The sequence below is a fragment of the Mesobacillus sp. genome (assembly GCF_057785455.1).
Map to the genome: position 1 here is coordinate 1 of NZ_JBYNSB010000037.1, position 14,181 is coordinate 14,181.

13 protein-coding genes are annotated in these 14,181 nt (G+C 44.9%); 11 read left to right on the forward strand and 2 right to left on the reverse strand.

Features of this window, described 5'->3' with window-relative positions:
- The first annotated feature begins 53 nt into the window (after positions 1 to 53).
- Together AC3EBE_RS14760 and AC3EBE_RS14765 are read left to right on the forward strand one after the other, a co-directional pair.
- Positions 54 to 623: a transposase gene (locus tag AC3EBE_RS14760; protein WP_488595807.1), complete on the forward strand. Its 570-nt coding sequence runs from the start codon at positions 54 to 56 to the stop codon at positions 621 to 623.
- Entirely contained in the window at positions 620 to 1,450 is an 831-nt protein-coding gene (locus tag AC3EBE_RS14765) for an IS3 family transposase (RefSeq protein WP_488595808.1), read from the forward strand. Before AC3EBE_RS14760 ends, AC3EBE_RS14765 begins: the two co-directional genes overlap by 4 nt.
- Positions 1,451 to 1,499: 49 nt before the next feature.
- Here the strand turns inward: AC3EBE_RS14765 and AC3EBE_RS14770 are convergent, their stop codons facing one another.
- Positions 1,500 to 2,018 carry a universal stress protein gene (locus AC3EBE_RS14770; RefSeq protein ID WP_488595809.1) on the reverse strand — a complete coding sequence of 173 codons (519 nt, stop codon included), beginning with the start codon at positions 2,016 to 2,018 and terminating at the stop codon, positions 1,500 to 1,502.
- 137 nt (positions 2,019 to 2,155) lie between these two features.
- Between AC3EBE_RS14770 and AC3EBE_RS14775 the strand changes: the two genes are divergently transcribed.
- Positions 2,156 to 2,359, forward strand: coding sequence for a hypothetical protein (locus AC3EBE_RS14775; protein WP_488595810.1), 204 nt, complete (start codon positions 2,156 to 2,158; stop codon positions 2,357 to 2,359).
- A gap of 550 nt (positions 2,360 to 2,909) precedes the next feature.
- Positions 2,910 to 5,270: a transglycosylase domain-containing protein gene (locus tag AC3EBE_RS14780; protein WP_488595880.1), complete on the forward strand. Its 2,361-nt coding sequence runs from the start codon at positions 2,910 to 2,912 to the stop codon at positions 5,268 to 5,270.
- Positions 5,271 to 5,623: 353 nt separating this feature from the next.
- Here AC3EBE_RS14780 and AC3EBE_RS14785 read toward each other — a convergent pair whose 3' ends face one another.
- Entirely contained in the window at positions 5,624 to 5,947 is a 324-nt protein-coding gene (locus AC3EBE_RS14785; protein ID WP_488595811.1) for an HPr family phosphocarrier protein, read from the reverse strand.
- A 209-nt stretch (positions 5,948 to 6,156) separates the two neighbouring features.
- Here AC3EBE_RS14785 and iadA point away from each other — a divergent pair, with 209 nt between their 5' ends.
- From iadA to AC3EBE_RS14820, 7 genes are all read left to right on the forward strand, one after another.
- The gene (iadA, locus tag AC3EBE_RS14790; RefSeq protein ID WP_488595812.1) at positions 6,157 to 7,332 is read left to right on the forward strand and encodes a beta-aspartyl-peptidase; all 1,176 of its coding nucleotides are present in this window, start codon (positions 6,157 to 6,159) and stop codon (positions 7,330 to 7,332) included.
- Between the two features lie 128 nt (positions 7,333 to 7,460).
- The gene (locus AC3EBE_RS14795; protein WP_488595813.1) at positions 7,461 to 8,741 is read left to right on the forward strand and encodes an MFS transporter; all 1,281 of its coding nucleotides are present in this window, start codon (positions 7,461 to 7,463) and stop codon (positions 8,739 to 8,741) included.
- 155 nt (positions 8,742 to 8,896) lie between these two features.
- Positions 8,897 to 9,445: an RNA polymerase sigma factor SigY gene (gene sigY, locus AC3EBE_RS14800; RefSeq protein WP_488595814.1), complete on the forward strand. Its 549-nt coding sequence runs from the start codon at positions 8,897 to 8,899 to the stop codon at positions 9,443 to 9,445.
- On the forward strand, positions 9,411 to 9,764 hold the full coding sequence (locus tag AC3EBE_RS14805) for a YxlC family protein (protein WP_488595815.1): 354 nt from the start codon (positions 9,411 to 9,413) through the stop codon (positions 9,762 to 9,764). Before sigY ends, AC3EBE_RS14805 begins: the two co-directional genes overlap by 35 nt.
- Positions 9,754 to 9,969: a sigma-Y antisigma factor component gene (locus AC3EBE_RS14810; protein ID WP_488595816.1), complete on the forward strand. Its 216-nt coding sequence runs from the start codon at positions 9,754 to 9,756 to the stop codon at positions 9,967 to 9,969. Before AC3EBE_RS14805 ends, AC3EBE_RS14810 begins: the two co-directional genes overlap by 11 nt.
- A 413-nt stretch (positions 9,970 to 10,382) precedes the next feature.
- Positions 10,383 to 12,140: an ABC transporter ATP-binding protein gene (locus tag AC3EBE_RS14815; protein WP_488595817.1), complete on the forward strand. Its 1,758-nt coding sequence runs from the start codon at positions 10,383 to 10,385 to the stop codon at positions 12,138 to 12,140.
- Positions 12,137 to 14,149 carry an ABC transporter ATP-binding protein gene (locus AC3EBE_RS14820; protein WP_488595818.1) on the forward strand — a complete coding sequence of 671 codons (2,013 nt, stop codon included), beginning with the start codon at positions 12,137 to 12,139 and terminating at the stop codon, positions 14,147 to 14,149. The genes AC3EBE_RS14815 and AC3EBE_RS14820 overlap by 4 nt, the downstream gene beginning before the upstream one ends.
- Positions 14,150 to 14,181: the final 32 nt, after the last annotated feature.

Below are 14,181 nucleotides of genomic sequence, written 5' to 3' on the forward strand. Positions count from 1 at the left end.
TAATGTGCACCCCAGAAGTTAGAGTGAAATTCTAACTTCTGGGGTGTTTTATTATGGCTAAATATAGTGAAAGTTTTAAAGTAATGGTGGTGCAGGAGTATCTGAGTGGTCCACTTGGAATTGAACTTCTAGCACGTAAACATGGAGTAAAATCACATAGACAGGTTTTGTACTGGGTAAATGCATTCAAACAATTCGGCGCGACTGGCCTCAGTAGAAAAAAGAAAAATGAAGTTTATACTATTCAATTCAAACTGGATGTACTAAGCTTTATGAAAAGGACAGGTGCTTCCCTATCAGAAACAGCTCTTCATTTTGGGTTAAAAAACCCACCGATAATTGCTTCATGGAGGAAGAAATTCCTTGAAGGCGGGGCTGAATATCTTGGGAAACCGAAAGGACGGCCAGCTATGTCGGAAAAAAAGAAGGATGTCAAGAAAGGCAAGAAACCCATCCAACAGGACGAAATGACACATGAACAGAAATTAGAACGAGAAAACGAACTCCTTCGCCTGGAGGTAGCGTACCTAAAAAAGTTGCGGGCTTTTCAGATGGATCCGAGCGGCTATCTCGAAAAGCACAGGCAGCGTTATCATTCGAACTCAAAGAAGAATTCCGATTGAAGGACGTCCTTCAGATCGTTGGAATCCCGGAGTCCTCTTACCACTATCACATTAAAAGAATGCAGGCAGACAATCCTGACCTGGAGCTAGAAAAGAAGATTCAAATCATCTTCGATGAGAACGATGGCAACTATGGGTATCGCCGTATTCAGCTGGAACTGAAGAACCAGAGTATTCGGGTGAACCATAAGAAAGTCCAGCGCATCATGAGAAAACTTGGCTTGAAGGGTCAAAAGTTCATGCGGAAGTCACGCAGCTACAAATCCTACAAAGGGACGATTGGTAAAGTGGCAAAGAATCGGTTAAGCCGCCGTTTCAACACCACTGTTGCCCATCAGAAACTCACGACGGACATCACGGAATTCAAGTGCTTGGACGGCCGGAAACTCTATCTCAGCCCCATCATGGACCTGCATAACAGCGAGATTCTTTCCTACGGCGTCGGCATGCATCCAACGTTAGACCTTGTGATGAAGCCGTTGGAGGACGCTCTGGAGATCGTAAAAGATGCAAGGTACCGGACAACCATACACTCTGATCAAGGATGGCACTATCAGCATAGAAAATGGGTCAATACCCTAAAAGGGAAAAAGGTGTTCCAGAGTATGTCACGCAAAGGCAATTGTCTGGATAATTCACCGATGGAGAACTTCTTCGGGCTTTTGAAACAAGAGATGTATTATGGCGTACCGCTTCGCACCTATGAAGAGCTCAAGAGAGATATCGAATCATACATCCATTATTACAACCACAAAAGGATTAAACAAAAATTGGCTGGCATGAGTCCGGTTCAATTCCGTCTTCATACCAGCCAATTCGCTGCATAATATTAAACTCTAACTTTCGGGGGTCACATCACAACCCGGCTTTTATCATTTATTTTGCAATCAGCACATGGCATGGTGCGTTATTTGCCACCTTTTGGCTGACACCGCCCAGCAGCTTCCGCTTGATTCCAGCATTGCCGGACTGGCCGATGATGAGCAAGTCAGCACGAACATCCCTGGCATAATCTACAATGCATTCTGCAGGATTTCCGTCCAGGACAGTATATTCTATCTTACCTCCCAACGGGCCCAGTTCTGATTTGGCCTGCTCAAGTGCCTGTTCAGAGCTGTGTGTAATGATTGCATGTTCCGATTTATCGATTGCCCCCTGTTCAAAAGCAAGAGGGGGAACCTGGATGCCATCTGCAGGAAAATTATTGATCGGCAGCGGTTCCACCGGGCGTTCAGAGCTCTCAACTGTTTCTGTGCGCATCTTTTCCTCGAATACATGGGCCACGAACAATCTCACACCCTCCAGATTTCCAGTCATTTCCTTTGCTACATTCAAGGCTTTTTTCCCACCCTCAGAATCATCATAGGCTAGAACAACATTTTTGATTTCTGGCATCTTTAACTCATCCTTCCATTAAAAAGACGTTTAAGTGTTAAATACCCTTTTTCATAAAAAAAATTCTTAGCAGAAATACCCTCAAAAAATATCTATTGCTGGCGAAATTTGTAATAAATATTAAAAGCAGAATGGAAGTGGCCGGAATGGTTTTTGACGCTCAAAAGCCCATTCATCCGACAATCCGGAAATGTCTTCAGCATCTCGATATTATAAAAGCGGATGATAAAACAAAGCAGATTGTCTATATGTATATGGAAACACTCTTGCGTGAAAAGGATTTAACCTTCGCGATGGGGCATACAACTGCAAGAGAACTTGAACCCAGGAATCCACAGTGAAACCAACCGAGGAATTGAATCGGTTGGTTTTTTATTTTGTATTCGAAAAGATTATGAATTTTGAAGGCTAGCAGATAGCCGAGATGATTTAGATAAGTCTTAGTTATGCATTAGCAAAACTGTCAGAATGAGGCCATCATTTGGACAGAAAAGGGGGAAGCTCACCAAAAGCTGTCAGAATGAAGCCTGGATTTGGCAAAGAAAGAAGGGTACGAGCTCAAAGCTGTCAGAATGGAGCCAGGATTTGGACAAGAACCATGGGTACGAGTTCAAAGCTGTCAGAACGAGGCCTCATTACAGATCCCCCTAGTTTTAGAGACCTCTGCTTGAACCAGATGCCCTCACGAGTTGCCGTAATATATAGAAAACAAGATATACGAAAATAGTTCTTTAAGTCTTTTTTCCTTGTTAACAGGCAAAATGTGTTAATCCCTTTTAAATTGGGTATAAGAAAATGTCTTATTTCTAAACTATTTTTAAAAGGTTGGGGTGCTCAGTGAGCAAGAATTCAATAGTGACAAGTTTTTTTAGGGGCTGGAAAAGGCTGCATATGAACCAGGTGCTTGTATTATCTGTTTCAACAGCTGTATTGGCATTCTTAAGCTTTTTCCATGTTTATTCTGAAGGTGCTGATATCAGCGCGCTAAATGATGACCTCGCTCAGCCGACGATAATATACGATGCGAATGGCGAGGTGGCCAGCAAGATTTCTGCACTGAAAAATGAAGGAATCAAGATAGATGAGGTTCCTGATCATGTGAAAAATGCTGTCGTAGCAATAGAAGACCATCGCTTTTACGAGCATGACGGTGTGGACCTAATCGGCATTTCAAGAGCTTTTGTGAAAAATGTAAAAGCAGGGAGTGTTGTTGAAGGCGGCAGTACGATCACTCAGCAGCTGACAAAAAATGCGTTATTGTCGACGGAGAAGACGTATAAAAGGAAGCTTGAGGAGTTTTTCCTGGCCCGGGAAATTGAAAAACAATATTCCAAGGATGAAATCCTGCAAATGTACCTGAACCGGATTTACTTTGGGAATGGCTCATGGGGAATAAAGCGTGCCGCGATGGGGTACTTTGGCAAGGATGTAAAAGACCTGACAATTGGTGAGGCAGCCATGATTGCTGGCTTGATAAAAGCACCATCCACACTGGATCCATATAAGAACCTGGATAAAGCTATGGAAAGACGAGCTGTAGTCCTCCAAATGATGAAGACAAATGGGTTCATTTCAGAGGAAGAATATAAAACGGCAGAAGCAGAGAAAATCGTCCTTAATGAAAATGGCGGCGATCCGTTACGCGGCCAGTATCCATATTATGTAGACCATGTTATCGATGAAGCGATAAAGAAATATGGGCTGACACAGGAAGAGATTTTGACGGGCGGCCTTCAAATTTATACTGAACTTGATGTAACAATGCAAAAAGCTGTAGAGGCCACATATGCAAAAGATGAGATTTTCCCTAAGGGAACCGATGATCAAATTGTCCAAAGCGGGGCTGCTTTGCTTGACCCTGAAAATGGCGGCATCCGCGCACTTGTTGGAGGCCGAGGTGAACACGTATTCCGCGGTTACAACCGGGCGACACAATTGAAAGCTCAGCCTGGTTCAACGATGAAGCCGCTGGCAGTTTACGCGCCGGCACTTGAAGATGGCTGGGAAGTAACGGACATCCTTAAGGATGAGGAGCTTGACCTAAAAGATTATAAACCTGAAAACTATAATGGCGAATACAAAGGCGAAGTGCCAATGTATGAGGCATTAAAAGATTCATTGAATGTTCCGGCAGTCTGGCTGCTGAATGAAATAGGCATTGTAAAGGGCATGGAATCTGTTAAGAACTTTGGGATTGAACTGGATCCGCAAAAAGACCGGACACTTGGTCTGGCTCTTGGCGGCCTGAATCGAGGAGTCTCTCCTGTTGATATGGCGGAAGCCTATTCAGCTTTTGCGAATGCAGGCGAGCGAAATGAGTCCCATGCGATTACAAAAATCGAAGATAAAGAGGGTAACACCATTGCCGAATGGAAAGGAAAAAAGAGCAGGGCAATCTCTAAGGAAACTGCAGAAAAAATGACGACCATGCTGCTTGGAGTAGTCCAGGAGGGTACCGGTAAGGGTGCTCAAATCCCTGGCCGTGAGCTGGCAGGAAAAACAGGCTCCACTCAGGTTCCGATCGAGGGTATCAATGGGACAAAAGATCAGTGGTTCGTCGGCTACACACCAGAGCTTGCAGGTGCCGTATGGGTAGGGTATGACAAAACCGATAAAAATCATTTCCTTACAACGACCAGCAGTGAGGGAGCTGCGCTCGTCTTTAAGGACTTCATGTCAGAAGCATTAAAGAATACAAAGGCAGAGTCATTCAATGTCCCTCATATTTCGAAATATATTGAGGAAGAAAAGAAGGCCAAACGGGCAAAAACAGTTAAAGAGCTTGAAAACAGAATGAAAAAAGAAGCAGAAAAGCTGAAGAAGCAATGGGAAAAATCGAAGGAAAACATCAAAGGCAAGAAGGAAGACAAGCCAAAAGATGATAAAAAGGATACTAACACTGACTCCGCTGCTGATACATCCCAGACTGGAAATACGAACGGGGGCAGTGGAAGTGACAGTGGTAATACCGGCGGAACTTCCGGAACAGGCGGAGACACTGGCGGAACCGGTGATACCGGAGGAACCGGTGATACTGGCGGAACCGGAGGTACTGGCGGAACCGGAGATACTGGCGGAACCGGAGATACTGGTGGAACCGGTGATACCGGAGGCACTGGAGATACCGGAGGAACCGGTGGAACAGGAGACACGGGCGGTGACGACGGCGGCGGTGACACTGGAGGAACAGGCGGGGACACTGGTGGCGATGATGGTGGTACAGGAGATCCGGAAGACGGTGGCAATAACTAAAAATAGATTAAAAGAAAGTGCAGGAGATTTCCCCTGCACTTTCTTTTGATTTAACGGAAAAACAGAAGAAATTACTGCTTTCTTGGTTTCCGGAATATATTTTGTCTTTCCGGAATTAATTTAAATTTTTTCGGAATATATTGAGGTTTTTCCGGAATAAAACAAAAATATTCGGAATACCCGGCAAAAAAGCAAACAATAAAAAACCTGCTTTTTCAAGCAGGTTACTAAAATAGCATGATTATTACAGCATTCTCATCAAGAAACCAATCACAACGATGGCACCGATGACCATTAGAATAGTTCTTACCACGAAACTTCACCTCTATCTCTATCATTCTGTAAGTATATGATTAAATCTGAAATGACTCAGATGAATCAAGCAGCTGCTTGCGGTTCACTCTTAACACTGAAGCTTGATTTGTAAGCAATTTTGTCAATTGCTCCAATTGAGGTTCTACATTTGTGCCTTCCATAATAATCTTTAAAGTTGTATTAGGCTCTACTGTCAAAAGGAACGATACAAGCTTTGACAAGGAAGTCGCTTCAACTGCTTTTTGACGGCTGTATAAATAGGTAGTGCCGTTTAATTTTTTTGCAGTTTGATAGATTTCCAGCATCTTTTTCATTGTGAAACGCTTTTGTACCATAACATTGGATGACATGATTTCTTTCATTTTATATAAACTCCTTTTAATACCGAATATTGTTTTTTGAGTAGTACTTGAATAGTACCCCTTGTTCCAAAAAGGAAAACCTGTTGAAGGCAAATTGGGCTAACTTGGCAGCTAAATAGGCAAATATTATATAACTAATTTGCAGAATCTCCCATCTGTATTATGATGAAGGAAGAGAACTCATCAATTGCAGAAGAGGTGTGAAAGACATGCTGACACTTATTAAAAATGGCGAGATTTTCGCTCCTGATTACCTGGGGAAAATGGATCTGTTGATCGTCAACAATAAAATCGGCTATATCGAGAGTGAAATTAACGAACCTGCCGGCTTTGTCGGTATTAAGGTGATTGATGCAAGCGGCAAATATGTTGTGCCAGGTTTCATTGATTCCCACGTGCATATCATGGGCGGGGGAGGAGAAGGAAGTTACCGGACGAGGACCCCGGAGCTCCAGCTCACCGATGCTACTTTATCCGGAATCACAACATTAGTCGGGGTCATTGGCACTGATGGCACGACAAGGACAATGCCAGCCCTGATTGCGAAGGCACGTGCCCTTGAAGAAGAGGGGATTTCCTGTTATGTCCACACAGGTTCCTATCAGGTTCCAGTCAAGACGCTGACTGGAAAAATTGAAGACGACCTCATCCTGATTGATAATATTATCGGCGTGGGGGAAATTGCGATTGCGGATCATCGTTCTTCACAGCCTACATATGAGGAAATGGCTAAAATTGCTTCAGCAGCAAGGATCGGCGGGATGCTTTCCGGAAAGGCCGGTGTTGTGAATGTGCACGTCGGTGACAGCTATGATCATCTAAAGGTAATCGAAGAAGTCGTCGAAAAGACGGATATACCAATCCGGCAATTCCATCCTACACATATCAACCGCAACCCGCACTTATTTGAAAGTGGAATTGAATACGCCAAGAAGGGCGGTTACGTAGATTTTACAACGAGCTCCATCCCGAAATTTTTCGAGGAGGGAGAGGTAAAGTGCAGCGTTGGTTTGCGGAGAATGCTAGAACAGGGTGTGGATATCTCCCAGATTACATTTACCTCTGACGGCCAGGCAAGCCTTCCTGATTTTAATGAACAGGGAGATTTGGTTGGCCTGAAAATTGGCCGGGTTTCAACCCTTTACCAGGAAGTGAAGGATGCCATCCAGCAGGAAGGAATTGATATCAGCATGGCGTTAAAAGTCATCACGCAAAATCCTGCTGCTATCCTCAAGCTGCATCATAAAGGGAAAGTCGAGGCTGGAAAAGATGCCGACCTGGTTTTGCTGAATAAATCCGACTTGTCAATAGACACAGTATTCGCCATGGGCAGGATGATGGTTGCCGATGGTGTTCCAGTGGTGAAAGGAACCTTTGAGGATTAACTGCTAAGCCTTTAGCTAGCATCATGCTCCGTCTGGGGACTGAGACTAAAACGGTCAGGAGATGCTTATTTTTTCCAGCCTTATTTTCTATCATGGAGATATCAAATGAAAAACAAGGGGTATTCGCGATGAAAAAATTTGCAGCGATTTTCAAAAACAGGAATTTCACTAAACTATTCCTGGCCAACTTTACTTCCCATATGGGAAGTACAATCGGATTGACTGCTTTTATGTTTTTCCTGCTTGACCGTTTTAGCTCTCAGCCTGTGTATGCGACCATCACAGAGCTGATGTATTCTCTGCCTATGCTTGCTGTATTCTTTTTAATCGGAGTTTTCGCAGACCGGATGGACCGGCAGAAAATTGCGGTATACTGTGACTGGATCAGCGCGGGCTTATCGCTGCTGCTGATGGGGGCAATCTATATTGGCTGGATGCCGTTCGTTTTTGCAGTCCTGTTCTTGAGGAGCGCAATCCAAAAATTCTTTTTTCCAGCCGAGCATGGAATGGTGCAGGGAATTTTGCAAAAGGACGATTATACCACTGCCGCTGGCCTCAACCAGCTGGTGATGAGTGTTTTCATGCTTTTTGGAAATGGCCTGGGCGTACTTACTTATTGGTCAGTCGGTATTTATGGTGCGATCATCGTGGATGCACTGTCGTTCATTGTCAGTGCACTGCTGATCCGGGCAGCCGCGGTTCCGTTGGAGGCGCGTTTGCCAAATGGCCCGCATAAATTGAAGGACTTGAATATCCGGATGGTCTTTAAGGATTTCCAGCTTGGGTTCCGTTATGTACTTAGCAGCAAGCTTCTGTTCACTCTTATCATCGGCTTTTTCATCTTTGGGATTGTCAATGGCGGATTCTCGGTCATGCCAATCTTTATTTTGAAATATAAGCTTGCGCCGCAGACATATGAAGAGTATTCAATCGTGATTGGCCTTGTATTTGGGATTGGCGTTTTGATCGGCAGCATTGCCGCATCCTCGCTCGCTCAGAAAATGAAGCTTTACCATTTAATTTCATTGGGGCTGATCGTATCAGGCAGCTTTACTGCATTTGCTTCGATCCCGAACAATATCCCCATGTTCCTGGCAATTTTATTTGTATCAGCGCTGGCGCTTCCGCTTATCAATGTTGGGCTTGGCGGCTGGCTCCCAAGCATCATTGACCCGAAGATGATGGGGAGGGTCCAAGGGCTGATCAGTCCGCTCAACATGCTGTCACACTCCCTCACTCTGGCGTTCATTGCTTACAGCTTTCCGGCGCTGCTTTCAATTGAAATGCTTTATTGGATTGTCGGCGGCTGCCTGGCTTTCGTAGGGGTGTTTTACATGATTGTTCTTCCGAGGCTTGCCGAGGACCAAAAGAGCGTTCAGGAGACTGCAGCCCAGCAGGGAGCTCTATAGTATTAACAGGGAAGTCCTTAGCGGCTTTCCTTTTTCCTGTTGCGGGAAAAATTTTTTTATTGATTTTTGAACGAATATTTAACTCGGCCGTCTTATGTACAGTTAAACTTATAGAGAGAGTTTTTTAGGGTGGCGGGGAAAGAGAGGCTTGCTTGATGGAAGAGAAAGAATTAATCACTAGTGCGAAAAAAGGGGACCACCATGCATTTGCCATCCTGTTTCGTGACCATTATCCCCTGCTGGTAAAATACTTGATGAAGATTACGATGGATCCGGATCTTGCCGAGGAATTCGCACAGGCTGCGATGGCCAAATGTGTGGAGAAAATCCATCTGTTCAAAGGGAAATCAAAGTTTTCCTCATGGCTGATCAGCATCGCGACGAATTTATATATTGATCAGCATCGCAAGAAAAAAAGGGAACGGGAATGGAATGAGGGAGAAGCGGGAAGAAAGCTGCAATGGCATATGGAATCGCGCAATGAGGAGTGGACCGATGCGCTGGCTGCTCTTGCGAAATTGACAGATGAGATGAGGATTCCCCTTATTTTAAAGCATTATTATGGCTATTCTTATGAAGAAATTGGGGAAATCCTGAATATTGCCGCCGGTACTGTGAAGTCAAGAGTCCATCATGGTCTTTTGGCAGTAAGAAGGGAGCTGAAATTGGATGACAAAGCACAAAGGGATGTCGCCAGGCGATGACCAATTGGACATCGAACTATTCGAGACAATCAGCAAACTCCATGATGGATTGGAAAAACTGGATACAATGGATACGTATACACCAAATGAAAAATGGTTTGAGCAGATGGTACTTGGCCAGCAAGAGCAGCTTAAGAAGAAATACCGCAGGGAACTGGGCTGGTTCCTGCTAAGTGCAGTGCTGATCTTGAGTGTGGTTATTTTCACCTTGATGGAAATCCCTCAAATATTCATACTGCTCCAGGTTAGTGCAGTGGCAGTCGCAGCGATCTATAGCTATAAGGGAATCCAAAAGCAGGTGAATGCAGATGAATCCTGATTTGACACCGATGGAAAATGCCCTGCTCCTAAGTTTGGTTGCTGTCATCCTGCTGTCTCAAAGTATATTTCTCTTCACAAATGCACGTAAAAACGGCCACAATTACTGGCTCTGGGGTATTCTTGGGCTGATTCAGGCTCCAATGCCCCTGCTTATTTATTTGGTTTTTGCGCGGAGGATTTTCCAGAGAAAATCGAAGTTTTAGAAAAATTAGAATTGACATTGCTGCTTGTCCGATGATAACCTTACACAAGGGATTGGAAAAATAAACTAAAAGGAGGGTTACCGATATGAACATTGTAAAAATGGCAAGAAACGTTCAACTTCATACACGTAACCTGTCCTATAGAGACTGTTGATATTTTATATTCAATGAACTGTTTGCTAAAGGCATGGGTTGCGTATCTTGCGTGACGTGTGCCTTTTTCTGTCTTTATCGATGCTGAAGACATATCGCATGCCGCGGTATGTCTTTTTTGTTTCTTTAGACTGAATCCATCCCGAAAAAAATATGAGGAGGAAACGCTATGATGTACGAAATGGTGAAGAAATTGATGAAGGGTGAAACGCTGGAAAGCGGTTAGTTCGTATTGACCAATTGAAGGGAGGAATTTTTTTATGTTATCGGTTTTATCAAAATTAAGCTGGTTTTTTAAAGAGAACTGGAAACGATATAGTGTTGCGATCACCCTGTTGATCATTGCTGGCGTACTGGATGTATTGCCGCCCAAAATCGTTGGGATGGCGATCGATTCAATTCAGACAGGCGCGATGGACCAGGGAGCAATCTTCAAATTTTTAGGAAGTCTTCTGCTTGTTACAGTTGTTTCCTATGGAATTACGTATGTCTGGATGTATCAGTTATTCGGCGGGGCCTTCCTGATCGAACGAAAGCTAAGGTCCCGATTTATGAAACATTTATTGAAAATGACTCCGGGATTTTTTGAAAAGAACCGGACAGGGGACTTAATGGCCAGGGCCACTAATGATTTGAAGGCTATATCTGTTACAGCCGGGTTCGGCGTCCTGACCCTTGTGGATTCGAGCTTTTTCATGCTGACCATCCTGTTTACCATGGGATTTTTCATCAGCTGGGAGCTTACAATCGTTTCGATCATTCCGCTGCCGCTCATGGCAGTGCTGATCAATATATTCGGAAAGAAAATTCATGATAAATTCACCTCCGCCCAGGATGCTTTCGGGGAATTGAATGACCGCGTACTTGAATCCGTATCTGGTGTAAGGGTCATTCGGGCATATGTCCAGGAGAAAGCAGACCAGGACAGATTCCATGAGCTGACTGAGGATGTGTACCACAAGAATGTTGAAGTGGCCAGAATCGACTCATTGTTTGAGCCGATCATCAAAGTCCTGGTGGGAATCAGCTATTTGATTGGGCTTGGATACGGCGCTTACCTGGTGTTCCAGCAAAAACTGACGCTTGGCGAGCTTGTGAGCTTCAATGTGTATTTAGGGATGCTCATCTGGCCGATGATCGCCATTGGTGAACTGATCAATGTCATGCAGCGGGGCAACGCATCACTGGACCGTTTGACAGAAACATTGTCCTATAAAGAAGATGTTGCTGATCCAGAAAAGCCGGTTGAAGGAAATGCACCTGAATACATCGAGATGTCTGAGCTGACATTTAAATACCCTTCATCAACAGTAAACAATCTTGAGAAAATCAAGCTGCACCTCAACCGCGGTGAAACGCTTGGGGTGGTCGGCAAGACAGGAAGCGGGAAGACAACATTGATCAAGCAGCTGCTAAGGGAATATCCTGAAGGCAGCGGAAATCTCCTTGTCACAGGAGTGCCTCTTCATGAGCACAGCCTGAGGGAGACAAGGAACTGGATGGGTTATGTTCCTCAGGAGAACATCCTCTTCTCACGGACAGTCAAAGAGAATATTTTGTTCGGAAACCCATTGGCATCGGAAAAAGACCTTCAGGATATCATTGATCTTGCAGCATTCCGCAAGGATTTGGAGCTGCTGCCTGAAGGGCTGGAAACGATGGTAGGGGAAAAGGGTGTTGCTTTATCAGGAGGACAGAAACAGCGGATCTCAATTGCCAGAGCTTTGATTAAGGACCCTGAAATTTTGATTCTCGATGATTCCCTTTCAGCTGTCGACGCGAAGACCGAGAAAAAAATCATCGATAATATCCGCCGTGAGCGGAATGCCAAAACAACGATCATTACTACGCACAGAATGTCTGCTGTCGAACATGCCGACCATATCGTCGTGCTTGAGGATGGAAGGGTCATTGAAGAAGGAACGCACCAGCAATTAATGGATCTTAAAGGCTGGTACAGTGAGCAGTATATCAGGCAGCAGGCCGAATCTGTTGAAGAGGAGGTGCACTCTGTATGAGTACCGGAAAACGATTGTACCAATATGCTTTAAACTATAAAAAAATCATCCTCGTGGCACTTGCGATGCTGACTATCGCTGTTGTCGCGGATCTCGCAGGTCCTTTTATCGCAAAACGGCTGATAGATAATCATATCCTGGGAATCGAAACTGTCTGGCATAAAACAGAGCAGGGACCAGGGACAGTGGAATATGAAGGCAGCTTTTATGCTAAGGATCCAGGCGGGATTGGTGTTGCTTCTGGCGATTCGGCACAGATCCTGCAGGCAGGCAGGAACTTTGTATTCGTCGAGGGCGGGATCGCCTTCGACGGGGAAAGAAAGTATAAGGATGGTTTATTGACCATCAATAAAGGCTCCCAGGCAGCCCAGTATGAGGCTGAGCTTTTATCCGGGGATCAATTGATGAGTTTTTACAAGCCTGAAGTCCCAGGCATGATTTCACTCCTGGCAATTTATTTTGGCTTGCTGGTCGTAGCGTCCATTTTCCAGTTTGGACAGAAATTCTATCTGCAAAAGTCAGCCAATCGGATTATCCAAAAGCTTCGGGAGGATGTGTTCCGCCAGATCCAAAGGCTTCCCATCCAGTATTTCGATAATTTGCCTGCGGGGAAGGTCGTAGCGAGGATCACGAATGACACGGAAGCAATCCGTGAACTTTATGTAACCGTACTGGCGACTTTCTTCACGAGTGTAATTTATATTACCGGAATTTATATTGCTTTGTTCATTCTGAATGCAAAGCTTGCAGCAATCTGCCTGCTGCTGCTGCCAATGCTGTATGTCTGGGCAAAAATCTACCGGAAATATGCTTCGAAATATAACCATGTCATCCGCTCGCGTGTCAGTGACATTAATGGGATGATCAATGAGTCGATCCAGGGCATGAGCATTATCCAGGCGTTCGCGCGCGAGAAAGAAACAGAAAATGACTTTGAAAAACTGAACAAGGAGCATTTTACGTTCCAAAATAAAATGCTGAACCTTAACTCTACCACTTCCCATAACCTTGTCCAGGTGTTGAGGAACCTGGTATTTGTAGCCTTCATCTGGTACTTTGGCGGGCAGGCCCTTCAGCCATCTTCTGTCATTTCATTAGGTATGCTATACGCTTTTGTTGATTACATCAACCGTCTTTTCCAGCCCGTCCAGGGAATCGTCAATCAGCTTGCTAATCTGGAGCAGGCGCTGGTAGCGGGGGAAAGAGTGTTCAGGCTGATGGATGAAGCCGGAATTGACGTAAGCGAGAAGGAAATCCCCCGCTATAAAGGGAATGTTGTATTTGACCATGTGTCTTTCGGCTATAAAGAGGGGGAGTATGTCCTGAAGGACCTCTGCTTTGAAGCGAAACAAGGAGAGACAGTTGCACTCGTTGGCCATACCGGCTCCGGAAAAAGCTCGATCATGAATCTGCTGTTCCGTTTCTATGATCCTCAGGAAGGCAAAATCATCATCGATGGCATGGATATTGCCGAGATTCCGAGACAGACATTGCGAAAGCATATGGGCATCGTTCTTCAGGATCCGTTCTTATTTACTGGCACGATTGCATCCAATGTCAGTCTCGACCATCCGGGCATTACCAGGGAAACAGTCGAGAAGGCACTTGCCAGTGTGGGGGCAGATCGAGTGCTGAAGCATCTTGAAAAAGGATTTGATGAGCCTGTGATCGAAAAGGGCAGCACCTTATCAAGCGGCCAGCGTCAGCTCATTTCTTTTGCAAGGGCCCTGGCATTTGATCCAGCGATCCTCATTCTCGATGAAGCGACGTCCAGCATCGACACCGAAACAGAGACGATCATCCAGGAGGCAATGGATGTCCTGAAAGAAGGAAGGACTACCTTTATCATTGCCCACAGGCTGTCGACAATCCGCAATGCCGACCAGATCCTGGTCCTGGACAGAGGCCGAATCGTCGAAAAAGGAAATCACGACCAGCTTATGGAGCTAAAAGGAAAGTATTATCAAATGTACCAGCTTCAGCTTGGGAACAAGGTGAAGGCCGGGTAACCTGATAGAAGTTGGCAAACACTATGAGTTTT

Bases quoted from the DNA above. Each gene is read 5' to 3' on its own strand.
- AC3EBE_RS14815 (WP_488595817.1), top strand. From the start codon at position 10,383: ATGTTATCGGTTTTATCAAAATTAAGCTGGTTTTTTAAAGAGAACTGG.
- AC3EBE_RS14770 (WP_488595809.1), bottom strand. From the start codon at position 2,018: ATGCCAGAAATCAAAAATGTTGTTCTAGCCTATGATGATTCTGAGGGT.
- AC3EBE_RS14785 (WP_488595811.1), bottom strand. From the start codon at position 5,947: ATGAAAGAAATCATGTCATCCAATGTTATGGTACAAAAGCGTTTCACA.
- sigY (WP_488595814.1), top strand. From the start codon at position 8,897: ATGGAAGAGAAAGAATTAATCACTAGTGCGAAAAAAGGGGACCACCAT.
- AC3EBE_RS14810 (WP_488595816.1), top strand. From the start codon at position 9,754: ATGAATCCTGATTTGACACCGATGGAAAATGCCCTGCTCCTAAGTTTG.
- iadA (WP_488595812.1), top strand. From the start codon at position 6,157: ATGCTGACACTTATTAAAAATGGCGAGATTTTCGCTCCTGATTACCTG.
- AC3EBE_RS14760 (WP_488595807.1), top strand. From the start codon at position 54: ATGGCTAAATATAGTGAAAGTTTTAAAGTAATGGTGGTGCAGGAGTAT.
- AC3EBE_RS14805 (WP_488595815.1), top strand. From the start codon at position 9,411: ATGACAAAGCACAAAGGGATGTCGCCAGGCGATGACCAATTGGACATC.
- AC3EBE_RS14820 (WP_488595818.1), top strand. From the start codon at position 12,137: ATGAGTACCGGAAAACGATTGTACCAATATGCTTTAAACTATAAAAAA.
- AC3EBE_RS14795 (WP_488595813.1), top strand. From the start codon at position 7,461: ATGAAAAAATTTGCAGCGATTTTCAAAAACAGGAATTTCACTAAACTA.
- AC3EBE_RS14780 (WP_488595880.1), top strand. From the start codon at position 2,910: ATGAACCAGGTGCTTGTATTATCTGTTTCAACAGCTGTATTGGCATTC.